This window comes from Pseudomonas sp. CVAP#3 (assembly GCF_018986375.1).
Taxonomy (GTDB): domain Bacteria; phylum Pseudomonadota; class Gammaproteobacteria; order Pseudomonadales; family Pseudomonadaceae; genus Aquipseudomonas; species Aquipseudomonas helvetica.
In genome coordinates, this window is sequence record NZ_JAHMSC010000001.1 from 602,587 (window position 1) to 624,174 (window position 21,588).

The following is a 21,588-nucleotide window of genomic DNA, read 5'->3' on the forward strand; positions in this document are numbered from 1 at the left end:
GTTCAGAGACGCCCTTGGGCGCGCGCGATTAACAGCAATTACTTAAAGCTTTATCAATGCACGTCTTTCCAGTATTCACGCTTGAGCAGGTAAGCGAATACGAAGAAGAACGCCAGGTACAGCAACACATAGGTACCGATGCGCTGATGCTGCAGCTTCACCGGGTTGGCCGAATAGGCCAGGAAGGTCACCAGATTCTTGACCTTCTCGTCGAACTGCTGCTCGTTCAGAGCACCGGTTTTTGGCACGATGGTCAGCTGATCGCACGCTTCATGAGTCAGCGGCGTGCCGGTCAGAGGATCATACTGCTTCTTGCCGCCTTCGACGATTTGAACTTGTTTGCAGCCTACCACCTGACGACCCTGCAGGCCGACCAGAACGTTAGGCATACCGACGTTCGGGAACACCTTGTTGTTCACACCCCAAGGACGAGTCGGGTCTTCATAGAACGACCGCAGGTAGCCGTAGAGCCATTCAGTACCACGAACGCGAGCCACCAGCGTCAGGTCGGGCGGCGCAGCGCCGAACCAGGACTTGGCGTCTGCCGGCTGCATGCCGATGCTCATGTGGTCACCGATCTTGGCGCCCGTGAACACCAGGTTCTTCAGCATCAGATCGTGAGGAATCCCCAGATCGTCGGCAACGCGCTCATAGCGCTGGAACTTGGCACTGTGGCAACCCATGCAGTAGTTGGCGAACGTACGCGCGCCATCTTGCATTGCCGCTTTATCAGAGACGTCGATATCGACTTTTTCGAGCTCTGGACCGCCGTGCTCGGCCGCGAAGGACAAGACAGGCAACGCAGCAAGAATCAGTACAGCAAATAGCTTTTTCATCAGCCAGTCACCCTTTCCGGAACCGGTTTGGTCTTCTCGAGCCTGGTGTAGAACGGCATCAGAATGAAGTAGGCGAAGTACAGGAAGGTACAGACCTGCGACAGCAACGTACGTTCCGGGGTAGGCGCCATGACGCCCAGCCAGCCAAGAATCACGAAGGAGATGCAGAACACCCAGAGCCAGATCCTGCTCAGCCAGCCCTTATAGCGCATGGACTTGACCGGGCTACGGTCGAGCCAGGGCAGGACGAACAGCAAGGCAATCGAAGCACCCATGGCCACAACGCCCAGGAGCTTGTCCGGAACCGCGCGCAGAATCGCGTAGAACGGGGTGAAGTACCAGACCGGGGCAATGTGTTCCGGAGTCTTGAAGGCGTTCGCCACTTCGAAGTTCGGCTTCTCGAGGAAGTAACCGCCCATTTCCGGGAAGAAGAACACGATCGCGCAGAAGATGAACAGGAACACCACCACGCCGACGATATCTTTCACGGTGTAGTACGGGTGGAAGGCAATGCCGTCCAGCGGTACGCCGTTTTCGTCCTTGTGTTTCTTGATGTCCACGCCATCCGGGTTGTTCGAGCCGACTTCGTGCAGCGCCAGAACGTGCAACACCACCAGACCGAGAATCACGATCGGCAAGGCCACGACGTGCAGGGCGAAGAAGCGGTTCAGGGTGATGCCCGAAATCAGGTAGTCACCACGGATCCACTGGGTCAGGTCGTTACCGATGACCGGGATCGCACCGAACAGCGAGATGATCACCTGGGCGCCCCAGTAGGACATCTGACCCCACGGCAGCAGGTAGCCCATGAAGGCTTCAGCCATCAGCGCCAGGTAGATCAGCATGCCGAAGACCCACACCAGCTCACGCGGCTTCTGGTACGAACCGTAGAGCAGGCCACGGAACATATGCAGGTAAACCACGATGAAGAACGCCGAAGCGCCGGTGGAGTGCAGCAGACGCAGGATCGAGCCGTACTCGACGTCGCGCATGATGTATTCGACGGAGGCGAATGCCTCTTCCGCCGACGGGGTGTAGCTCATGGTCAGCCAGACACCGGTTACGATCTGGTTAACCAGAACCAACAGCGCCAGGGAGCCAAAGAAATAGAAGAAGTTGAAGTTCTTCGGGGCGTAGTACTTGCTGAGATGGTCTTCCCACATTTTAGTGGCAGGAAAGCGCGCATCAACCCAATCCATGAACTTGCTCATCACGCTTTCTCCGTATCGACGCCGATGACAATGATGTCGTTCGACTCATAGGAATGCGGGGGAACTGGCAGATTCAAAGGCGCGGGTTGCGACTTGAAGACGCGGCCAGCCAGATCGTAGTGGGAACCGTGGCAAGGGCAGAAATAACCACCTACCCATTTCGGGCCGAGATCGGCAGGCGCTACTTCTGGGCGGAAGGTCGGAGAGCAACCCAAGTGCGTGCAAATACCGATCAGCAGCAGAACTTCCGGCTTGATCGAGCGCGTCTTGGGGTCCACGTAAGTTGGCTGTACCGAATTCTTGGAGTCTGGATCAGAGAGGTCACCCTCGATCTTTGCAAGATTCCCCAAAATCTCCTGCGTACGGCGGACGATGAATACCGGCTGACCGCGCCATTCAGCAATCATCTGCTGACCTGGTTCGATTTTGCTGACATTCACTTTCACCGGTGCACCTGCGGCTTTCGCCTTGGCACTGGGAAACCATGACCCCACGAACGGGACCGCAGCCCCCACCGCTCCTGCAGCACCCACCACGGATGTGGCTGCTACCAAGAAGCGACGCCGGCCTGCATTCACGCCGTCATTGCTCATTCAGTCCTCTCCCATCAGCTTTGTGGCCTGTTAAATCAGGCATCTACTAAGTAAAAATCTGAACTTATAAAAATTTTGCAGAATGGTAATGAAAAGCCCCAGTTCTGACAAGGTAATTACCATCCGGGGTCAGCGCCAAGCCTTGTAGTATAGGGGCTCTACGGATGTGGCAAGTTGTCACATCATAAATCTTTAAGCAAAAAAAACGCCCAGCTCCGCGAGGAGACTGGGCGCTTTGAACGCGAAAGCGAATTAACGCTTCGAGTACTGCGGACGCTTACGCGCTTTACGCAGACCAACTTTCTTACGTTCAACTTCACGTGCATCACGAGTAACGAAGCCGGCTTTGCGCAGAGCACCGCGCAGAGTTTCGTCGTACTGCATCAGAGCGCGAGTGATACCGTGGCGGATTGCGCCAGCTTGACCACTTACACCACCACCGATCACGGTGACGTAGATGTCGAACTTCTCGACAGTCTCAGTCAATTCCAGCGGCTGACGAACTACCATGCGGGCAGTTTCGCGACCGAAGAAATTATCCAGGGAGCGGTTGTTGATGGAGATGTTACCAGTGCCCGGACGCAGGAAAACGCGTGCGGTTGCGGTCTTGCGACGGCCAGTGCCGTAATTTTGAGTCGCCGACATAATGAACTATTCCGTTAAAACTTCAGTTCTTGGGGCTGCTGAGCAGTATGAGGGTGAGCAGCGCCCGCATAGACTTTCAGCTTACGATACATGTCGCGACCCAGCGGGTTCTTAGGCAGCATGCCTTTGACCGCGGTCTCGATCACGCGCTCAGGGGCTTTAGCGATCAGCTTTTCGAAGTTGATCGACTTGATGCCGCCCGGGAAACCGGAGTGGGAGTAGTAGATTTTGTCGGTGGTTTTAGCACCGGTCACACGAATCTGCTCGGCATTGATAACGACGATGTAGTCGCCGGTGTCAACGTGAGGAGTGTACTCAGGCTTGTGCTTGCCACGCAGACGGCTCGCGATCTCGGTGGCCAGACGACCCAGGGTCTGACCAGCAGCGTCGACGACAAACCAGTCGCGCTTTACTGTTTCCGGTTTAGCAGTAAAAGTTTTCATTCTTTATAGCCTCAGGGGCCGCCCTGTAAATTTAGACGGCGGATCTTACTGAATAGTGCGTACTTTGACAAGTCAAAGGCAGCCGGGTACAGACGCTATCGGGGGCTCGGGTCGGCGCGTCCGTTCAACGGCAAGATTCTTCGGCAGGCGGCGCATCACTTCCACTGCAGAAAGAGGTGCGCAATTATGCAGATTGCGAAAAAAAATTCAACCTGCTTTTATGATTGTTTTCCGCCAAGGACTACCCGATGGACTATCGACAGCTGGGCCGTACCGATCTGAACGTGAGTGCAATCTGCCTCGGGACCATGACCTGGGGCGAGCAAAACAGCGAGGCAGAGGCCTTCGCCCAGATTGAACGAGCCAAGAGCGCCGGGATCAATTTCATCGACACCGCCGAGATGTACCCGGTGCCGCCCAAAGCCGAAACCTACGCCACCACCGAACGCTACATTGGCAATTACTTCAAGAGTCGTGGCGATCGCGCCGACTGGATTCTGGCGAGCAAGATCGCCGGCCCCGGCAACACCATCGACTACATTCGCGGCGGCCACCTCAAACACAACCGCGAACACATCGTCCAGGCCCTGGACGCCAGCCTCAAACGCTTGCAGACCGACTATATCGACCTCTACCAACTGCACTGGCCGGAGCGCAGCACCAATTTCTTCGGTCAGCTGGGCTACACGCACAAGAGCGAAGTCAACCTGACCCCGCTGGAAGACACCCTCGAAGCACTCGACGAACAGGTCAAGGCCGGCAAGATCCGCCACATTGGCCTGTCCAACGAAACGCCCTGGGGCACCATGAAGTTCCTCGCGCTGGCCGAAGCCCGCGGCTGGTCGCGTGCGGTGTCGATCCAGAACCCCTACAACCTGCTCAACCGCAGCTTTGAAATCGGCCTGTCGGAAATCGCCATCCGCGAACAATGTGGGCTGCTCGCCTATTCGCCGCTGGCGTTTGGTTTTCTGTCCGGCAAATACGAAGGCGGGGCCCGCCCGGCAAAAGCTCGCCTGAGCCTTTACAGCCGCTTCAGCCGCTACTTCAACCCGCAGTCGGAATTCGCGTGCAGCCGTTACGTGGCACTGGCCCGTGAACACGGCCTGGACCCGGCACAAATGGCCCTGGCGTTCGTGACCCGGCAATCGTTCGTCACCAGCAACATCATTGGCGCGACCACGCTGGAACAACTGGACAGCAACATTGCCAGTTTCGACCTGAAACTGTCGGATGAAGTGCTGGCGGGGATCGAGGCGATTCACAAGGATCACCCGAACCCGGCACCGTAACCTGCACTGATCGTTCCCACTCGGCGTGGGAACGATCACGCTGCATTACAGCGAACGCGCGATGATCTCTTTCATGATTTCATTGGTCCCGGCATAAATCCGCTGCACCCGCGCATCCGCCCAGGCCCGGGCGATCGGGTATTCCCACATGAAACCGTAACCGCCATGCAGTTGCACGCACTCGTCGAGCACCTTGCATTGCAGGTCGGTGCCCCAGTATTTGGCCATCGCCGCCGTCGGCACATCGAGCTTGCCTTGCAGGTGCAGCTCCAGGCAGCGGTCGACGAAGACCCGGCCAATCTGAATCTCCGTGGCCATCTCCGCCAGTTTGAAGCGGGTGTTCTGAAAGTCCGCAATCGCCTTGCCGAACGCCTTGCGCTCGCGGGTGTAATCCAGGGTCCACTGCAACGCTGCCTCGGCTGAGGCCAAACCGCCGATGGCGACCGTCAGACGTTCCTGCGGCAATTCCTGCATCAGATAGGCGAACCCCATCCCGGCCTGCCCCAAGAGGTTTTCCTTGGGCACACGGACGTCCTGGAAAAACAGCTCCGAGGTGTCCTGCGCCTTCATGCCGACCTTCTCCAGGCGCTTGCCCTTTTCGAAGCCCGGGGTGTTCGCCTCCACCAGAAACAGACTGGTGCCCTTGGCCCCGGCCTTGGGATCAGTCTTGGCCACGACAATCACCAGGTCCGCGAGAAAGCCGTTGGTGATGAAGGTTTTCGAACCGTTGATCACATACTCGTCGCCCTCCAGCACCGCAGTGGTTTTCACCCCTTGCAGGTCGGAGCCGGCGCCCGGCTCGGTCATGGCAATCGCGGTAACCATTTCACCCGAAACCAGTTTCGGCAGGTATTTGTGCTTCAGCACTTCGCTGCCGTAATGCAGGATGTACGGCGCCACAATGTCCGAATGCAGGGAAAAGCCGATACCGGTCAACCCCAGTCGCCCCACCTCTTCGATCACCACCGCGCTGTAGAGGAAGTCCGCATCGAACCCGCCGTACGCTTCCGGCAGATGGGAGCAGAGCATCCCCGCCTCCCCCGCCTTGTTCCACAACTTGCGATCGATGTAGCCCTGTTTTTCCCACTGCGCATGAAACGGCACGGCTTCTTTTTCGAGGAAGGTTCGTACGCTGTCGCGAAACAGCTCGTGCTCGGAACTGAACAAGGTTCTGGGGATCATCGGGGCACCTGTGGTTATTGTGGGTCGCTATTGAATCCCTGAGCCTAAGCCTCCAGTTGATAACAGGACACTGGACACATCAGACAAAAAATAAGACGATCCAGCCGCTTGGTGACCACTTTCCCCTATAAGAATAAACTGAATATGTCTATCCAACTCTCCACGCCCCTGCGGCGCGTCAGCATCCTGGCAATCGATCGGGTTTTTGCTTCTACCCTCATGCAAGCCAAGGATTTCTTCCATCTGGCCAGCCTGCGTTACGGCAAACAACTGGGCCACGGCCTGACCCCGGCGTTCGAAACCCGCCTGGTCAGCCCCGACGGCAAACCGGTCAACAGCTTCAGCGATGTGATCATGCCGGTGGATGGCGGCCTGGAAAACGCCGACATCATCATCCTCCCGGCGTTCTGGGACGATTTCGACACCCTCTGCAAACGTTATCCACAGGTGCTGCCGTGGCTGCGCGAGCAACACGCATGCGGCGCGGTGCTCTGCGGTGAAGCCACCGGAGTGTTCTGGCTCGCCGAGGCGGGTTTGCTCGATGGCAAGGAAGCGACCACTTACTGGCGTTTCTTCAACGCCTTCGAAGAGCGCTTCCCCAACGTTCAGCTCAATCAGGACAAGCACCTGACCGACGCCGACAACCTGTACTGCGCCGGCGGCACCACCTCGGCCTGCGACCTCTACATTTATTTGATCGAGCGCTTCTGCGGGGCCAATGTGGCCCAGGCCGTGGCCCGCGACATTCTGTATGAAGTGCAGCGCAGTTATTCACCTGGCCGTATCGGTTTCGGCGGACAGAAGCTGCACCAGGATGTGATCATCCTGCAGATCCAGCACTGGCTCGAAGAGCATTTTGCCGACAAGTTCCGCTTCGAAGACGTCGCCCGCGAACATGGCATGAGCATCCGCAACTTCATGCGGCGCTTCCAGACCGCCACTGGTGACAAGCCGCTGCACTACCTGCAACGGTTGCGCATCGAAACCGCCAAGGGCTTGCTGTCCGCCAGCCGCAAAAGCATCAAGACCATCAGCTACGAAGTCGGCTATGACGACGCGAGCTTCTTCGCCCGACTGTTCCGCCAGCACACCGAGTTGTCGCCGAACCAGTATCGGCAGCAGTTCCAGCAAGCCGCGTAATCACACAGCCGATCGTTCCCTCACTCTGCGTGGGAACGATCGTGCGCAAGGCGAACCCGGCTTTTCAATACCGCCCGAACTGCTGCCGGTACTCCAGCGGAGTCAACGCTGTCAGTTCCTTGAACATCCGCCGCAGGTTGGAGTCGCTGCTGAAACCCAACTCGGCACTGATCGTATTGACCGGCGCGGACGTGAGGATCAGGCGCTCGCTGACCTGATTCAGCTTGATGCAGCGAGCATAGGTCGCAACGGCGACACCGGTTTCACTGCTCACCTTACGCGACAGGGTGCGCTCGGACATGCCGAGCTGCTCCGCCAACCGCTGCACGGTTATCTGTTCGGCCGGCAACTGCTCAACCAGAGCATGCAACTGGCGCAACAGCTTGCTCGACTGCTCAATCAAACTCATGGCCGCAAAGGCGCTATGCGCCCGGGCCGGGCGCGCAAGCACCATCAGCCTGGTGAGATCGCGAAACACCTCCGCGCTGACATACCGCTCGATCAAGGCCTGAGCGATGGGCAAGTAACCGTTCACACCGGACGCGGTAGCCGTCCGTTCGTTAATGATGCTGTGACGCTCGCTTCGCCACTTCACGGCTTTATGGCGCTGCGCCATAACGTCTGCCAGCCACCACGTCACCGTCGCCGGCTGACCGTCCAGCTTCCCGCTCGCAGCCAACAGACAGACCCCACTGCAATAACTCCACAGCTGCTTCTTCGAACGTGTCGACAGCAATGCAACCAAAGAGCCATTGGCAGCCAATGTCTCGTCGACCTGCCGGGCTGACTCGGCCCAGAAACCGGGGATCAACAGTGCGTCACACTCTGCCTCTGCCAATGCGCTGTCGACCTGGAGTGACAGGCCCTGAGCGCATTCCACCGTACCGGCCTGCAAGGCGACAAAGCGAGTTTCAAAGAACACCCGCGAAGCGCGACGATTGGCGGCGTGCAGCAAATCGGCAAATGCCAACAAGCCCGCAGGCATGCAACGAGGGAAAAGCAGCAAGCCGATTCGAAGAGGTGGCGTCATGGCTGAAATCGAATTAATTATGTCCGGATCTGCCATTCTGTGGTGCAACGTGACTGGACACAATGGCGCTTCTTCCCAGAGGAATCGCCATGAAGATTCATCAGCTACGCAACGCGACGATTATTGTCGAGCTCGGCCCTCATCGCATCTTGGTCGACCCGATGCTGGCCCGAAAACACGCACTTCCACCCTTACGCATTTTCAGCGCACGAGACCGCAACCCTCTGGTAGAGCTACCCCGCTCGGCAACGGCCGCACTGGAGTCCGTCACTCACTGCCTGATCACCCATTGTCAGAAAGGACACTTCGACCATCTGGATCGCGCCGCGAAAAAGTGGCTGCGCGAGACTCGAATCCCGGTCATCTGCACACCGCACGACGCCACCCATCTGGCCGAGCATGATTTGAATGTGCAGCCGTTACCGGCCGCTCACGAGCAACCGAGCGCCTTCCTCGGCGGTCAGATCCGCACGATTCGCTGCACCCATGGGCGAGGACTGGTAGGCAAGATGATGGAGCATGGCGTGGGTTATTTGATTGAAATGCCTGGCGAGCCGAGCCTCTACCTGACGGGCGATACGCTGCTCACGCCTGTCGTTCAGGCGTTCGTTGCCCTTCATCGGCCAGACGTTTCTGTGGTACCGGCTGGCGGTGCGCGTTTCGATTTGGGCGGGGACATCATCATGGGGACTGATGAGGTGCTGGCATTCACTCGGCAGTCTTCAGGCACAGTGGTCGCCAATCACCTTGAAGCGCTCAGCCACTGCCCCGTAACACGCCAGTCACTGGCCAGCGCCGCCCGACAGGCCGGCATCGAATCGCGCCTGCGGATCCCGAACGACGGGGACCTGCTGGAATTCCCGGCCCCGGCGGTGCAATGAAGGCGCGGTTGCCCCAAGGAAAGGGTCAACCATGCCTTAAGTGGACCGTTACGGCTTGTGCGCCCGCGCCAGGAACTCGTGGGACTGCATTTCCAGCAGACGGCTGAGGAGCGGCGCCTGCTTCAGAAGCTTTATGTAACTAACAATTCAAACTCGACATTGCGATCTAAACGCAACACCTCGCTTCGCGCGCCTTTATCCTACGAGTAAATCGGAAACCAGAGTGATGGATAACTCAGATTTACACTTGTTAGCCGACTGTTCAAGACCTCAACATACCTCCCTGCAAACAAAATATGCACACATCAGGGAAGATCAACAATGACCATCGGCTCTAGTTACAACTATCCGTCACATATTGCCAAAGATATTATTCGAACAAAGCGCTCATCGAACAACAAGTGGAGCGCTCGCTTTCCGAACCCGCCAGACTTATGTTTTGACTATCGAGCATTGGTAGAACAAGAAAACGGCATCGCAAACGCGTCCAACCCAAATCATAAAATATGCATCATTGGTGCAGGTGTGACTGGGCTCACTGCCGCCAGAGAGCTTTATCGTTGCGGCTTTACCAATACAACGCTTATAGAACAATCCAAACGCATAGGCGGCAGACACCTTACAATCCCCGGAAGCCGAAACTCCGTAGAAAGTCATACACCCTTTGAAATGGGGGCGATGCGCATGCCCTTCTTCAACACAGCAGACGAACCGCCTAAAGAAGGTAAGTCTCTGATGGCTTACTACGCCAAGGAGTTTGACTTGGCTATTTCAGACTTCCCAAATCCCGGAAGCCAGTGGGTAACGTCAACTGGCATCTATCTTCGAGAAGGAAGCATGGGAGGTAGCGCTACTCCACAGATGTTGATATGGACAAATGAAGACGGCATGACACCACCTCCTGGCGAGGAGCTTCAACGGGTTTACGCCAAGTGGAAAGCATTTGCTGACCGCATGACCCGCCACGTAGCAGAGGTTTATGCCAGCCAACGATGGGAAGCCATGTGGGCTGGTATCGTCAAAAAATACGAGGGCATTTCTTTTCGTGACCTGGTCAGCATGCCAATAGTAGATGCTTGGCATGAAAGCTCGCCAGGAGACTTCGGCGGGATGGGAATGTCCCCGGACGAGTCCGCCATTTTCTATTCGATAGGCATCGGTGACGGTAGCTGGGGCGCCTTCTACGATGTCTGCTCGCTTTATCCCCTGCGTACGGCAATTTTTGGATTCAGCAGCCAGCTACAACTGATTCATGGCCGAGTGGACGCGACCGGTGAACCGATAGCTTCACCACACCTGCACAGCGAAGCCGTTTTTGACTCCAAGGGGCTGGGTTTCGACAGACCTCGCTATATCGGGCTCGCCTCTTTGGATGAATGCCTGTTATTCATGAAAACAGACGAAACCGGAAAATCCTTCTACGAACACTGCCTTGAGCGCAGTAATGGTTTCCTCACGGACTCGTCCGTCACAAAACTAAAAAAACTGGACAATCAAAAAATACGCGTCTACTACAACTGGAAATCGAGCCACCCCGGGCAAACTCAGGAATTATTCGACGACTTTGATTCAATCATCATGACCCTTCCCTCATGGCTGATCGAAACTCGAATCAAGCTCGAGAACTTCAATCAAGAAATGCTTCCATTCGAAACGATCAATGCCTATAAAACCGCTCACTGGGAAACCAGTTGCAAAGTCTATGCACCATTAAAAAAATCATTCTTATCAAAAAACACCAAAATCCCACAAGCCATAGTCACAGATAGTTTCATTCACGACATTTATACCTATCGCTATAACGACAACTATAATTATGACTGCATCCTTCTGAGTTACACGTGGGAGGATGATGCAACCAAACTCGCGTCCTTCACTGACAAAGAGCTGGTTACGAAATGCGCAAAAGAGCTTGATCGAATCCTTATGAACTCCGCCAATATCCAGGAAAAAATCTCTCCCTATATTGGCATTGATCAAGCAGTCGTCCAACGCTGGATGACCGATAAAAATGCTTTGGGGTGTGCAAAGTTGTACAGGCCCGGAACCTACTACGACGCAGTGGGTTTGATGAAGTACAACAGAGATTTTTCACATATTTCTGGCATCTATTTTTCTGGCGAGTCTTTTTCAGTCGATGCCGGCTGGACAGAGCCTTGCTTTCGAGGTGCCGTCGATGCAGTCATTCATATCTGCAATAAAACCGAAGCTACATTCAATGGCGGCTTTTCCATGAGTGACTATCCAGAATACAAACTCAGGACCTGACCTAGACTTTCCCCGCTAAAGAGTCGATGCACGCTGTGTATTGGCTCAACCTCGTTCATCTTGGGAAAAGGACTACACGCTTAACGGAAGCCGCTGACTTTCGCTCACTCACCGATTCAACTCTTATAAACACACAACTACACAGGTTGAAAAACAATAATAAGAGGTCAGCGTAAATGAGTGAGTCAACGAGTCCTGTTCGTGTTGCAGTCGTACAATTCGACCCACAAGTCGGCATAGAGAATCGTGAAGGGAATTTGCATCACAGCCTGGAACTGGCGCTACAAGCGGTCAATGGAGGGGCAAATCTCATCGTTATGCCTGAGCTTACAAATACCGGCTATTTCTTCAGCAATCGGCAGGATGCTTTCGACCATTCCGAGGCGGTTCCCGACGGACCGAGCACGCAGAGCTGGGTGGATTTCGCCTGCAAACACAAGGTTTACCTCGTGGCCGGCCTGACCGAACGCGACGGCATGCGGATCTTCAACACCGGCATTCTTGTCGGACCTGACGGTTTTATCGGGAAATATCGGAAAGCCCATTTGTGGAACCTGGAAAAACTCTGGTTCACTCCAGGCGACCTGGGCTTCCCGGTTTTTGATACACCAATAGGCCGTATCGGATTGTTGATCTGCTGGGATATCTGGTTCCCGGAAGTGCCGCGCATCCTGAGTCAGCAAGGCGCGGACATCATTTGCAGTTTGAACAACTGGGTCTGGACGCCTCCGCCGCTGTTCGATGACGCCGGCAAATGCATGGCTTCGTATCTGACGATGACGGCAGCTCACGTCAACAACGTGTTTATTGCAGCCGCCAGCCGGATCGGCGAAGAACGAGGCGCCCGATACCTGGGCTGCTCACTGATTGCCGGCACCAATGGCTGGCCGATTGGCGCAGTAGCTTCAGCGGACAAGCAGGAAATCCTGTTTGCCGACATCGACCTGACCAGCTCCCGTAGCGCACCCATCTGGAACAACTTGAACGATCTGCATCGCGATCGTCGAGCCGATCTCTACGATCAAATGCTTGGTTACACCCAACACCCTTGTCTCCCGCGCTGATAAGGGGGTCATCACTCATGGACACCACAACCGAAAAACATCGGCTAAATCGACTTGTCGGCAGATCGCCGTTTGATACTGCGATCATCCTCCTCATGATCGGCACGACACTGCTGATTTTCTGGCTTTCACTCACCAACCGCTCTTCCTGGTCAGCCCATTGGCCAGACTACAGTCACATGGTGACGAGCCTCCCCGAGCCGAGTGCCTGGTTGCGCTGGGTACTGGGAGACATCAGCGAGGTTGCATTCTACAAACACGAGTTCGCCTCTATTGGACTCTTGGCGGGAGCCTATCTGGGTTACTGGGCCAATCGAACGGGGAAATCCTGGCAAGGCTTTGCAATCTCCTATGGCAGCGGGCTATGGCCGTGGCTGATCACCAGTTCGCTGCTTGGACTGCTGTTGAGTAACCTGCTGTGGGGCTGGACGGTCACGGCCACCCATTGGCAACCGACGTTCGCAGCCTTTGTTTCACTGCCAGCGGCGATGGTGCTGATGTTTGGCGGTGGCTGGAAAGTGACGATCAACGGAGCCATCATGGGTGCCATTCTTGTCACCCCGATGTGTTTACTAATCGTTAACTACGTCTGCAATCCACTGGGCCTGCCAGCTGTGATCGGTAATGTCACGGGCATGGCCGTCGCCAGTGTCTTTGCCTTTCTACTCTGTCGTTACGTGCCGAGTCTGGTGAAGTCCGAGCAATCCGCCCCATCTGAGGAGTCATCCGATTCTGCGGCCACACCTGCCCGATCAAAGGCGCCCGACTACGGAATCTTCTGGAGCCTGCGCCGGGTGTTGGCAGACTTTTCGGAAGCGCCCTTCTTTGGTAATGAACTGGCCAGCCTCGGGCTGTTACTGGGTGCATTGCTGGCTTACACCTTGAACCCCATGAGTCCGGTATACGGCTCAGGTTTACTGCCACAACTGATCGGAGCGCAGGCTTTGACGTCAGCTTTAGGCGTGGTGATCTGGCGTCGACAATGGATATTGCGCGGCTGGTATCCCACCTACATTCCGCTGGTGTCCGTAGTACCGGCGGCGGTTCTGACCTATGGCGGCAGTTGGCAGGTAATAGGATCAAGTGCGCTGCTAGGGGCACTCATCGCGCCACCTTTGGCGTGTGTGATTGCCAAGAGGTTACCGGCTGATATGCACCCCTACATAGGGAATGTCCTGTCCATGGCCATCAGCACCTTGCTGATTGTTCCGCTAATCGGGTTCCTCATAACCCAATAAATTTCATGCCGCACTTCTCCCATTCAGCTGTACCGAAGTCCTGTCGCTCAAGACCGGGTACAGCCACCTTTTTAATCACATCCAATCGAACGAGGTATGACATGAACCTCCCCAAACTGGCTATTGCGGCGCTCGGCGGTACCGTGAGCATGCAAGCCAGGCATGCTGGTGAAGGTGTTATCCCGACCGTCAACGGTGAAACCCTGCTGGCCTCAGTACCGGAACTGAAGGAACTGGCCCGGGTGACCGTTGAAACACTCGGCCTATTCCCAAGTGCCTCACTGGATTTCGAGCTCTTGCTGAGCGTCCTTTCCTGGGCGAGATACCAGGTTGAGCAAGGCGCTATTGGCGTTGTCATCACTCAGGGCACGGACACCCTCGAAGAAACCGCAACATTTTTCGATTACTTGTGGGACCACGACGAACCACTGGTCCTGACCGGTGCCATGCGTTCGGCAGCCCAAGCAGGGGCTGATGGTCCGGCGAATCTGCTGGATGCTTGCCGAGTCGCACTGGCGGAAAACAGCCGTCAGCGAGGCGTTCTAGTGGTAATGAACGGCCAGATTCACCAAGCGAGCGTCGTCCGCAAAACCGATTCATTGGCGTTGCAGGCGTTTTCCTCCCCAGTCGCGGGTCCCACAGGGATGCTCCTGGAGGGAACCGTCCGCTATCTACGCCAGTCGTCCCACCGGAAGCTTTTACCCTTGCCACAACAGACAACACAGACGATTGCCATGCTGGAAGCTTCTCTGTCTGCCGACACCTTGATGTTGGAAAACATCCTCGAACTGGGTTACGACGGGCTGGTGATTGCTGGTTTCGGCGCAGGACACGTCTCAGAGCGCTGGGCTGACGCCGTCGAAGCAATCGCAAAAGAAATCCCGGTCATCATTGCGACCCGGACCGGATCAGGCCCCACCGCTCAATCCTCCTACGGCTTCATCGGCAGCGAGATGGATCTGATCCGTAAAGGCGCAGCGATGGCTGGATTTCTTTGTCCGCGCAAAGCCAGAATCCTGCTTTGGCTGCTCGTTGGCTGCCAGCGACTAGATGAGCTGACCCGCTATCTCAACGACGACATCCGGTTTCAAAACTGACGCATAAAAAAGGGCCTGCAATGCAGGCCCTTCTTTATTTTCGAAACGTCCTACGGCTTGTGCGCCCGCGCCAGGAACTCGTGGGACTGCATTTCCAGCAGACGGCTGAGGGTGCGCTGGAACTCGAAGTTCAGGCGACCGCCGGTGTAGAGGTCTTTGAGCTCGACTTCAGCGGAAATGATCAGCTTGACGTTACGGTCGTAGAACTCGTCGACCATGTTGATAAAGCGTCGGGCGATGTCGTCAGTGGTGACGCTCATCTGCTCTACACCGCTGAGCAACACGGCGTGGAAGATCTTGCCGAGTTCGATGTAGTCGTTCTGGCTACGCGGGCCGTCGCACAGTTCGCGGAAGTCGAACCAGGCCACGTCGTCGCACGTACGCACGGCACGGATCTCACGGTTCTCGATGATCAGCACATCGTTTTCGATGGCCTGAGTGCATTCCGGCGTGAGTGCGCGGAAGCTTTTGCGCAGGCTCTCGTGGGACGCTTCGTCGAGTGGGGAGTGAAACAGCTCGGCTTGCTCAAGGTGACGCAGACGGTAGTCGACGCCACTGTCGACGTTGACGATGTCGGTGTTCTGCTTGATCAGCGCGATGGCCGGCAGGAAGCGCGCACGTTGCAGACCGTCCTTGTACAGACCGTCCGGCACGATGTTCGAAGTCGCGACCAGGGTCACGCCGTTCTTGAACAGCTCTTCCATCAAAGTGCCGAGGATCATCGCGTCGGTGATGTCGGACACGAAGAACTCATCGAAACAGATCACCCGCGCTTCGTCGGAGAAACGCTTGGCAATGATGGTCAGCGGGTTTTTCTCGCCGCCGAGGGTCTTCATCTCTTCGTGCACGCGCTTCATGAAGCGGTGGAAGTGAGTGCGGACCTTTTCCTTGAACGGCAGCGCTTCAAAGAAGGTGTCGACCAGGTAAGTCTTGCCGCGACCTACGCCGCCCCAGAAGTACAGGCCCTTGACCGGCGCCTGGTCTTTCTTGCCAAACAGTTTGCCGAGCAGGCCGGGTTTGTTCTGCGAGGCCGCGACCAGATCGTCGTACAGGCGCTGCAAATGGCGCACGGCAGTTTCCTGGGCGGCGTCATGGAAGAATTCCGGGCGTTTCAGATCAGCTTGATATCGTTCTAGGGGCGTCATAATTCGTTAGCAAGGCAACAAAAACGGGCCGACACTGTAGCGACGACCCTTGAGAATGGCAATCAGCCCTTGGTCGGGCCGAGCCGTTGATTATTCCTGAACAGGCGTCAGCGCAACCCGCAAGGCGTCGATGGCGACATCCCGCGCAGTGCTGTCAGCAAACGCCGGGCTGTCGGCAACGCACTCGCCTTCGAGCCAGACGCTGAAGCTCAGGTCTTCACTGCGAACGTCCAGCGCCTGGCCGGATTGCAGTTGCTTGGTCACCTGGCCTGCGGTTTTGCCGTCAGCGAAGTTGCGCGACAGCAGCAGTTGCTCGCCATCGGCAGCCAGCAGACGGAAACGGAAGCTGCCGTCGTCTTCACGGAAGCTGACGAAACGTGCGGCTTTCGCGGCTTTCTTCTTGGTGGAGGCGGCCACTTGCGTCTGCTTGACGAAAGAGCGCAGGCCGACCGCTTCACGCAGCTCGTTGAGGAACGGCGTGGCCACGGCGCGAGCCTTGGCGGCACCGTGCTGCAGAATGTCTTCGAGGTCTGCCGGGCGTTCGATCAGTTGGTAGTAACGCTCGCGGGACTCGCCCAGCTCGTTGTCGAGCAACTGGAACAGACGATTCTTCGCCTCGCCCCAACCCAGGCCCTGCAACAGTTCGCTGCGGAACTCGTCGGCCTGCGCCGGAGTGGCGAATGCCTGGAACAGCGTGAACAGGTGCGAGTTGTCCGGATCTTTGGCTTCGCCCGGCGCACGGGAGTCGGTGACGATCCGCGAAATCGCGTCCTTCATCTCTTTGGCGCTGGAGAACAACGGAATGGTGTTGTCGTAGCTTTTCGACATCTTCCGGCCATCAAGGCCTGGCAGCGTGGCGACGCTTTCTTCGATCAGCGCCTCCGGCATGGTGAAGAATTCCTTGCCCTGGCCAAACAGGTGGTTGAAGCGCTGGCCGATGTCGCGGGCCATTTCCACGTGCTGGATCTGATCGCGACCGACCGGGACCTTGTGCGCGTTGAACATCAGAATGTCCGCGGCCATCAGCACCGGGTAGCTGTACAAGCCCATGGTGATGCCGGCGTCCGGGTCTTCACCGGTTTCGACGTTCTTGTCCACCGACGCCTTGTAGGCGTGCGCACGGTTCAGCAGGCCTTTGGCGGCGACGCAAGTCAGCAGCCAGGTCAGCTCAGGGATTTCCGGGATGTCGGACTGGCGATAAAACGTTACCCGATCCACATCCAGACCACCGGCCAGCCAGGTCGCGGCGATTTCCAGACGCGAGCGCTGAATGCGCAGCGGGTCATCGCACTTGATCAGGGCGTGGTAGTCGGCCAGGAAGTAGAACGAATCGGCATTGCTGTCGCGGCTGGCGAGGATCGCCGGACGGATCGCGCCGGCGTAATTGCCCAGGTGCGGGGTGCCGGTGGTGGTGATGCCGGTGAGGATGCGCGTACGAGTAGTCATGGGTAATCGCTTATCAGACTGCAATCAATTCGAAAGGCGCGGCAGGATCAGATCCTTGAGATCGGTCAGCTTGCCGTGAAAAAAGTGTCCGCATTCTGCCACTTTCAGCAGCTCATGGGGGCGATCGAGGGCGTCAGACCAATCGTAAACCAGTTGCGGATCGATGACTTCGTCGGATTCTGGCTGGATCAACGTCAGTTCGCCGTGCTGCGGCAGCTGATCCTGATCGCCCAGACGCATCACCGCCGGCGCGACCATGAACACGTGCTTGAGCTGCTCGCCCTTGGCTTCCAGACGTCCGCCGAGGCTCGCCGCAACGAAACCACCGAACGAGAAACCGAACAGGGTCATCGGCAAACCAGGATGTTTGGCGCGAAACCATTCGGCCACGGCTTGAGCGTCATCGACTTCGCCGGTGCCCATGTCATGCGTGCCGGCGCTCGCGCCGACGCCACGGTAATTAAATCTTAATGTGATCAAACCGGCGTCGCGGGCCGTGCGCTGCAAGGTCGAAACGACTTTATTGAGCATGGTGCCGCCCTGCACCGGATTGGGGTGACAGATCAGCGCCAGGCCACGTGGCTCGGGGGAGTCCAGGTACAAGGCTTCCAGTTGGCCCACCGGGCCATCAATCAATACAGGGGTTTCACGCATAAGCAAGGAAGGAACTCCGTGACCTCTCGAAGGGTCGACTCGTCTAGCTAAAAGTCTGTGCCTGGCATGATTGCGATCTCGTCGCGGTATACAGCGCAGGTCCGAGCCGTTAACGTAAAGCAAAGCCGTTTATAGAGGAAGGACTCGTGGAACACTCGCTCTTAGTTTGGTTGTTGCCGACTCTTGCCCTGGTTGCCGGTGTCGCCATTGGTTTCCTGATCGCCCGCCTTCTGCCGAATGCCGCGCCTAGCAGCACGCAACGTCAGCTGGATGACATTCAGGAACGTTTTGACAACTATCAGAATGAAGTGGTCACCCACTTCAACAGCACCGCAACGCTGGTCAAGAAGCTCACTCAGAGCTATCAGGAAGTGCAAGACCACCTCGCCGAGGGTGCCAACCGCCTGGCCCTGGACGAACAGACTCGCCAACGCCTGCTGGCCGCCCTGCACTCCGAGGCCGCCGTGCAAGCACCACGGGAACGCCTGACGCCGCCACGCAATCAGGAGCCGCCACGCGATTACGCGCCGAAAATGCCAAACTCCCCAGGCATGCTCGACGAGCATTACGGCTTGAAGAAGTAACCCGGTTTCACGCGACATAAAAAAGCCCTCGGACAGGTGATGTCCGAGGGCTTTTTTGTTGCTGCTGACTTGATAACTCCTGCGCCTGCTCGCGAAGGCGTCAGAACAGACAAAAAAAAAGCCCACCCGATCTGCTGAGAATCGGGCGGGCTTTTTACACCTGGGGTTCAGTCAGGTTTTTTGTTACTGGTACTGCTGACCTTGCTGCTGGGCAGGTTGGCCATACTGCTGACCCGGAATCGCCTTGAGGTTAACCTCTACACGACGGTTCTGCGCCCGACCATTTACATCGCCATTGCTGGCAATCGGGTTATCCGGACCGGCACCACGTGCCGACAGGTTGGCACCGCCGACACCTTGCGACGTCAGGTAAGTTGCCACGCTTTGAGCACGACGCTGGGACAAGTCCATGTTGTGCTGACGGCTGCCGGTGCTGTCAGTGTAGCCGACGATTTCAATCTGGTTCTGATTGAACTCTTTAAGCGAACCGGCCAGGTTGTTCAGCGGCTGGTAGAAGCTTGGAGCGATGTTTGCCGAGTCGGTACCGAACGTAATGTTGCCCGGCATGATCAGCTTGATCTGATCGCCCTGACGCTGCACTTCAACCCCGGTGTTGGCCATGCTGGCGCGCAGTTTCTTTTCCTGCTGGTCAGCGTAGTAACCGTAACCGGCGGCGGAAGCACCGACAACAGCGGCGCCAATCAGCGCGCCCTTGCCACGGTTGTTGTGGTCGATGGCTGCACCGGCCAAAGCACCGGCCAGCGCACCCAGGCCGCCGTACTTGGCGGTTTTGCTCATGCCCGTGGAGCCGCTGTCGGCCTGCCCCTGATTGTCATACGGATTCTGGTTGGCACAGCCAGCCAGCATGGCCACGGCAGTAGCGACAATAATCAAACGACTCGAGGTGAACATGGAGAGCTCCTACTTTTACATTCTGTGGTGCAACGGACGTTGGCAATAGACCCTTGCCGGCGTTGGAACACGACCTAAGGCAAAAATTCCATCAGGCCATTACGCAGCCCGGAAAATCAGGCCCGCACAAAAGGATTTTCACGCATTTCATCGCCCAGACGAGTTTCGGGACCATGCCCGGTGATGACCGTCGCGTCTTCATCGAGGGTGTACAAACGCTGCTTGATCGAACGCACGATGGTCGCCTGATCACCGCCCCACAAGTCCGTACGCCCTACCCCGCGACGAAACAGCGTGTCACCGGCAATCAGCAGCTTAGCCTCAGAAAACCAAAAGCTCATGGAACCCGGTGTATGACCCGGCGTGTGCAACGCCACGCCACAACCGCAGGCCAGCTCTTCATCATCGGCCAACCAACGATCCGGCGATGGCACCGGCGTGTACGGCACCCTGAACATCTGGCACTGCATCTCCAGATTGTCCCAAAGGAACTGATCCTCTTTATGCAGGTGCAACGTCGCGCCGGTTTTCTCTTTCAACTGGCCCGACGCCAGGAAGTGATCCAGGTGTGCGTGCGTATGAATGATGCTCACCACCTTCAACCCCAACGCCTCGAGCCGCGCCAGAATCAACTCATGATTGCCACCCGGATCGACAACGATGGCCTTCTTGGTGATCGGATCACCGATGATCGTGCAATTGCACTGCAACGGCCCAACGGGAAAGGTTTCGCGGATCAGAGCGGGTTTGGCAGCGTCCATGGGCGTTCCTGAAAAGTTAAGGGCACATTTTTGGCACAGTGCGAAAAGCGATGGTGAGGTTTAGAAAGAAAGGCCCCCACCAAAGGCACGCCCAAATCAGACGTAAAGGTTGACCCCAACAGACACACACATTCAATACCCGGCTCGAAGCAAAAACCCGGGCGACCATGATCGAGCGGGAAATGGATGCCAACGTGTTCGTCAGCCGCAGCGAAGCTGAAGCGACCCTGCTTGTGCATAGACTTCCTCTATCAGTCTGCGCGCAACCCCCTTAAGGTCTGAGTTTTAAGAGGGTATAGCTCGGACGCTTACCAAGCACTCCGAGTCAAGCAGTATTAATGTCAGCGTTTCACTCCAAAGCAGTGCGAGAGTTCAGGAAAGCAGCCATTGCGGACATCCGATGCGTACTGGCCCACTGCATCGCGGATAACAGCATGGGCATCGACATAACGTTTAGCGAAACGCGGTACGAACTCACCACCAAGACCCAGGATATCTTCGATCACCAGCACCTGGCCATCGCACGCGGGCGAGGCCCCGATTCCGATCGTCGGCACGCGCAGTACCTCGGTCAACTCTCGGGCCAGCGGCTCTGCTACCCCCTCCAGCACGATGCAAAAGGCCCCTGCTGATTCCATCGCCATGGCTGCCTCACAGATAGAGTCTGCCGATTGCTCATCCATACCTTGGGCTTTGAACCCCCCCATGGTGTTGACGAACTGGGGCATCAACCCGATATGCGCCATCACTGGAATGCCTCGCTCCACCAGAAACTGCACGGTGGGCGCCATGACCGCACTGCCTTCCAACTTTACCGCTGCGATATTCGCTTCCTTCATCAACCGCGCTGCACTGCGGAAAGCCTGAGCCGGCGACTCCTGGTAGGAGGCGAACGGCAGATCAGCCACCACGCACGCGCGACGTGTAGCACGCACTACCGCGCGACTGTGTTGTATCGTCTGATCCAAAGTGAAATCCAGCGTGTTGGGCTGCCCGTAGGCAACCATCGCGGTCGAATCCCCCATCAGGATAACGTCGACAAATTCGTCAACGATTTCAGCGAGCGATCGATTGTGCGCGGTCAACGACACGATCTTGCGTTTGCCCTTGCAAGCCCTGATGTCGGGTACGGTTAGGCGGCGGGTTTCACTGACTGCGGTACTCATGAA

At 56.8% G+C, this 21,588-nt stretch carries 21 protein-coding genes; 8 read left to right on the top strand and 13 right to left on the bottom strand.

Features of this window, described 5'->3' with window-relative positions:
- Positions 1 to 53 precede the first annotated feature (53 nt).
- From KRR23_RS02745 to rplM, 5 genes are all read right to left on the bottom strand, one after another.
- Complete coding sequence (locus KRR23_RS02745) at positions 54 to 836, bottom strand: cytochrome c1 (protein ID WP_216741228.1); 783 nt, start codon at positions 834 to 836, stop codon at positions 54 to 56.
- Positions 836 to 2,047 (bottom strand): cytochrome bc complex cytochrome b subunit, encoded by a 1,212-nt coding sequence (locus KRR23_RS02750; protein WP_054595702.1) that lies wholly within the window; start codon positions 2,045 to 2,047, stop codon positions 836 to 838. Before KRR23_RS02750 ends, KRR23_RS02745 begins: the two co-directional genes overlap by 1 nt.
- Positions 2,047 to 2,640, bottom strand: a complete 594-nt coding sequence (gene petA / locus KRR23_RS02755) for a ubiquinol-cytochrome c reductase iron-sulfur subunit (protein WP_019693575.1) — start codon at positions 2,638 to 2,640, stop codon at positions 2,047 to 2,049. Before petA ends, KRR23_RS02750 begins: the two co-directional genes overlap by 1 nt.
- A gap of 252 nt (positions 2,641 to 2,892) precedes the next feature.
- Positions 2,893 to 3,285: a 30S ribosomal protein S9 gene (gene rpsI / locus KRR23_RS02760; RefSeq protein ID WP_002555064.1), complete on the bottom strand. Its 393-nt coding sequence runs from the start codon at positions 3,283 to 3,285 to the stop codon at positions 2,893 to 2,895.
- Between the two features lie 14 nt (positions 3,286 to 3,299).
- Positions 3,300 to 3,728 (bottom strand): 50S ribosomal protein L13, encoded by a 429-nt coding sequence (gene rplM / locus KRR23_RS02765; protein WP_019693576.1) that lies wholly within the window; start codon positions 3,726 to 3,728, stop codon positions 3,300 to 3,302.
- Positions 3,729 to 3,976: 248 nt separating this feature from the next.
- On the opposite strand from rplM, the gene KRR23_RS02770 reads away from it, so the two are divergent.
- Positions 3,977 to 5,017, top strand: a complete 1,041-nt coding sequence (locus KRR23_RS02770; protein ID WP_216741229.1) for an NADP(H)-dependent aldo-keto reductase — start codon at positions 3,977 to 3,979, stop codon at positions 5,015 to 5,017.
- 45 nt (positions 5,018 to 5,062) lie between these two features.
- On the opposite strand, the gene KRR23_RS02775 is transcribed toward KRR23_RS02770, so the two are convergent.
- Positions 5,063 to 6,217 (bottom strand): acyl-CoA dehydrogenase family protein, encoded by a 1,155-nt coding sequence (locus KRR23_RS02775; protein ID WP_216741351.1) that lies wholly within the window; start codon positions 6,215 to 6,217, stop codon positions 5,063 to 5,065.
- A gap of 225 nt (positions 6,218 to 6,442) precedes the next feature.
- On the opposite strand from KRR23_RS02775, the gene KRR23_RS02780 reads away from it, so the two are divergent.
- Positions 6,443 to 7,339, top strand: a complete 897-nt coding sequence (locus tag KRR23_RS02780; protein WP_216741352.1) for a GlxA family transcriptional regulator — start codon at positions 6,443 to 6,445, stop codon at positions 7,337 to 7,339.
- A gap of 64 nt (positions 7,340 to 7,403) precedes the next feature.
- On the opposite strand, the gene KRR23_RS02785 is transcribed toward KRR23_RS02780, so the two are convergent.
- A complete protein-coding gene (locus KRR23_RS02785; RefSeq protein ID WP_216741230.1) occupies positions 7,404 to 8,369 on the bottom strand; it encodes a GlxA family transcriptional regulator in 966 nt (321 codons plus the stop codon).
- A gap of 89 nt (positions 8,370 to 8,458) precedes the next feature.
- On the opposite strand from KRR23_RS02785, the gene KRR23_RS02790 reads away from it, so the two are divergent.
- The 5 genes from KRR23_RS02790 to KRR23_RS02810 all read left to right on the top strand — a co-directional run bounded on the left by KRR23_RS02790 (position 8,459) and on the right by KRR23_RS02810 (position 14,917).
- Complete coding sequence (locus KRR23_RS02790) at positions 8,459 to 9,250, top strand: MBL fold metallo-hydrolase (protein WP_216741231.1); 792 nt, start codon at positions 8,459 to 8,461, stop codon at positions 9,248 to 9,250.
- 321 nt (positions 9,251 to 9,571) lie between these two features.
- The gene (locus KRR23_RS02795) at positions 9,572 to 11,518 is read left to right on the top strand and encodes an FAD-dependent oxidoreductase (protein WP_216741232.1); all 1,947 of its coding nucleotides are present in this window, start codon (positions 9,572 to 9,574) and stop codon (positions 11,516 to 11,518) included.
- 176 nt (positions 11,519 to 11,694) lie between these two features.
- Positions 11,695 to 12,582: a nitrilase family protein gene (locus KRR23_RS02800; protein WP_216741233.1), complete on the top strand. Its 888-nt coding sequence runs from the start codon at positions 11,695 to 11,697 to the stop codon at positions 12,580 to 12,582.
- A 17-nt stretch (positions 12,583 to 12,599) separates the two neighbouring features.
- Positions 12,600 to 13,820, top strand: coding sequence for a threonine/serine exporter family protein (locus tag KRR23_RS02805; protein WP_216741234.1), 1,221 nt, complete (start codon positions 12,600 to 12,602; stop codon positions 13,818 to 13,820).
- Between the two features lie 101 nt (positions 13,821 to 13,921).
- The gene (locus KRR23_RS02810; RefSeq protein WP_216741235.1) at positions 13,922 to 14,917 is read left to right on the top strand and encodes an asparaginase; all 996 of its coding nucleotides are present in this window, start codon (positions 13,922 to 13,924) and stop codon (positions 14,915 to 14,917) included.
- A 50-nt stretch (positions 14,918 to 14,967) separates the two neighbouring features.
- Here the strand turns inward: KRR23_RS02810 and zapE are convergent, their stop codons facing one another.
- The 3 genes from zapE to KRR23_RS02825 form a co-directional block, all read right to left on the bottom strand.
- Positions 14,968 to 16,062, bottom strand: a complete 1,095-nt coding sequence (gene zapE / locus KRR23_RS02815) for a cell division protein ZapE (RefSeq protein WP_054595692.1) — start codon at positions 16,060 to 16,062, stop codon at positions 14,968 to 14,970.
- Positions 16,063 to 16,152: 90 nt separating this feature from the next.
- Complete coding sequence (locus tag KRR23_RS02820) at positions 16,153 to 17,508, bottom strand: tryptophan--tRNA ligase (protein WP_216741236.1); 1,356 nt, start codon at positions 17,506 to 17,508, stop codon at positions 16,153 to 16,155.
- A gap of 24 nt (positions 17,509 to 17,532) precedes the next feature.
- Complete coding sequence (locus KRR23_RS02825; RefSeq protein WP_054595690.1) at positions 17,533 to 18,162, bottom strand: alpha/beta hydrolase; 630 nt, start codon at positions 18,160 to 18,162, stop codon at positions 17,533 to 17,535.
- 146 nt (positions 18,163 to 18,308) lie between these two features.
- On the opposite strand from KRR23_RS02825, the gene KRR23_RS02830 reads away from it, so the two are divergent.
- Positions 18,309 to 18,746, top strand: a complete 438-nt coding sequence (locus tag KRR23_RS02830) for a YhcB family protein (RefSeq protein WP_054595689.1) — start codon at positions 18,309 to 18,311, stop codon at positions 18,744 to 18,746.
- A gap of 183 nt (positions 18,747 to 18,929) precedes the next feature.
- Here KRR23_RS02830 and KRR23_RS02835 read toward each other — a convergent pair whose 3' ends face one another.
- The 3 genes from KRR23_RS02835 to panB all read right to left on the bottom strand — a co-directional run bounded on the left by KRR23_RS02835 (position 18,930) and on the right by panB (position 21,585).
- Entirely contained in the window at positions 18,930 to 19,658 is a 729-nt protein-coding gene (locus KRR23_RS02835; RefSeq protein WP_216741237.1) for an OmpA family protein, read from the bottom strand.
- 116 nt (positions 19,659 to 19,774) lie between these two features.
- On the bottom strand, positions 19,775 to 20,419 hold the full coding sequence (locus tag KRR23_RS02840; RefSeq protein ID WP_216741238.1) for an MBL fold metallo-hydrolase: 645 nt from the start codon (positions 20,417 to 20,419) through the stop codon (positions 19,775 to 19,777).
- 341 nt (positions 20,420 to 20,760) lie between these two features.
- Entirely contained in the window at positions 20,761 to 21,585 is an 825-nt protein-coding gene (gene panB / locus KRR23_RS02845) for a 3-methyl-2-oxobutanoate hydroxymethyltransferase (RefSeq protein WP_216741239.1), read from the bottom strand.
- Between the last annotated feature and the right edge of the window lie 3 nt (positions 21,586 to 21,588).

Bases quoted from the DNA above. Each gene is read 5' to 3' on its own strand.
- KRR23_RS02820 (WP_216741236.1), bottom strand. From the start codon at position 17,508: ATGACTACTCGTACGCGCATCCTCACCGGCATCACCACCACCGGCACC.
- KRR23_RS02790 (WP_216741231.1), top strand. From the start codon at position 8,459: ATGAAGATTCATCAGCTACGCAACGCGACGATTATTGTCGAGCTCGGC.
- KRR23_RS02795 (WP_216741232.1), top strand. From the start codon at position 9,572: ATGACCATCGGCTCTAGTTACAACTATCCGTCACATATTGCCAAAGAT.
- panB (WP_216741239.1), bottom strand. From the start codon at position 21,585: ATGAGTACCGCAGTCAGTGAAACCCGCCGCCTAACCGTACCCGACATC.
- rplM (WP_019693576.1), bottom strand. From the start codon at position 3,728: ATGAAAACTTTTACTGCTAAACCGGAAACAGTAAAGCGCGACTGGTTT.
- KRR23_RS02835 (WP_216741237.1), bottom strand. From the start codon at position 19,658: ATGTTCACCTCGAGTCGTTTGATTATTGTCGCTACTGCCGTGGCCATG.
- zapE (WP_054595692.1), bottom strand. From the start codon at position 16,062: ATGACGCCCCTAGAACGATATCAAGCTGATCTGAAACGCCCGGAATTC.
- KRR23_RS02750 (WP_054595702.1), bottom strand. From the start codon at position 2,047: ATGAGCAAGTTCATGGATTGGGTTGATGCGCGCTTTCCTGCCACTAAA.
- KRR23_RS02800 (WP_216741233.1), top strand. From the start codon at position 11,695: ATGAGTGAGTCAACGAGTCCTGTTCGTGTTGCAGTCGTACAATTCGAC.
- KRR23_RS02825 (WP_054595690.1), bottom strand. From the start codon at position 18,162: ATGCGTGAAACCCCTGTATTGATTGATGGCCCGGTGGGCCAACTGGAA.
- KRR23_RS02770 (WP_216741229.1), top strand. From the start codon at position 3,977: ATGGACTATCGACAGCTGGGCCGTACCGATCTGAACGTGAGTGCAATC.
- KRR23_RS02785 (WP_216741230.1), bottom strand. From the start codon at position 8,369: ATGACGCCACCTCTTCGAATCGGCTTGCTGCTTTTCCCTCGTTGCATG.
- rpsI (WP_002555064.1), bottom strand. From the start codon at position 3,285: ATGTCGGCGACTCAAAATTACGGCACTGGCCGTCGCAAGACCGCAACC.
- KRR23_RS02805 (WP_216741234.1), top strand. From the start codon at position 12,600: ATGGACACCACAACCGAAAAACATCGGCTAAATCGACTTGTCGGCAGA.
- petA (WP_019693575.1), bottom strand. From the start codon at position 2,640: ATGAGCAATGACGGCGTGAATGCAGGCCGGCGTCGCTTCTTGGTAGCA.
- KRR23_RS02840 (WP_216741238.1), bottom strand. From the start codon at position 20,419: ATGGACGCTGCCAAACCCGCTCTGATCCGCGAAACCTTTCCCGTTGGG.
- KRR23_RS02745 (WP_216741228.1), bottom strand. From the start codon at position 836: ATGAAAAAGCTATTTGCTGTACTGATTCTTGCTGCGTTGCCTGTCTTG.
- KRR23_RS02810 (WP_216741235.1), top strand. From the start codon at position 13,922: ATGAACCTCCCCAAACTGGCTATTGCGGCGCTCGGCGGTACCGTGAGC.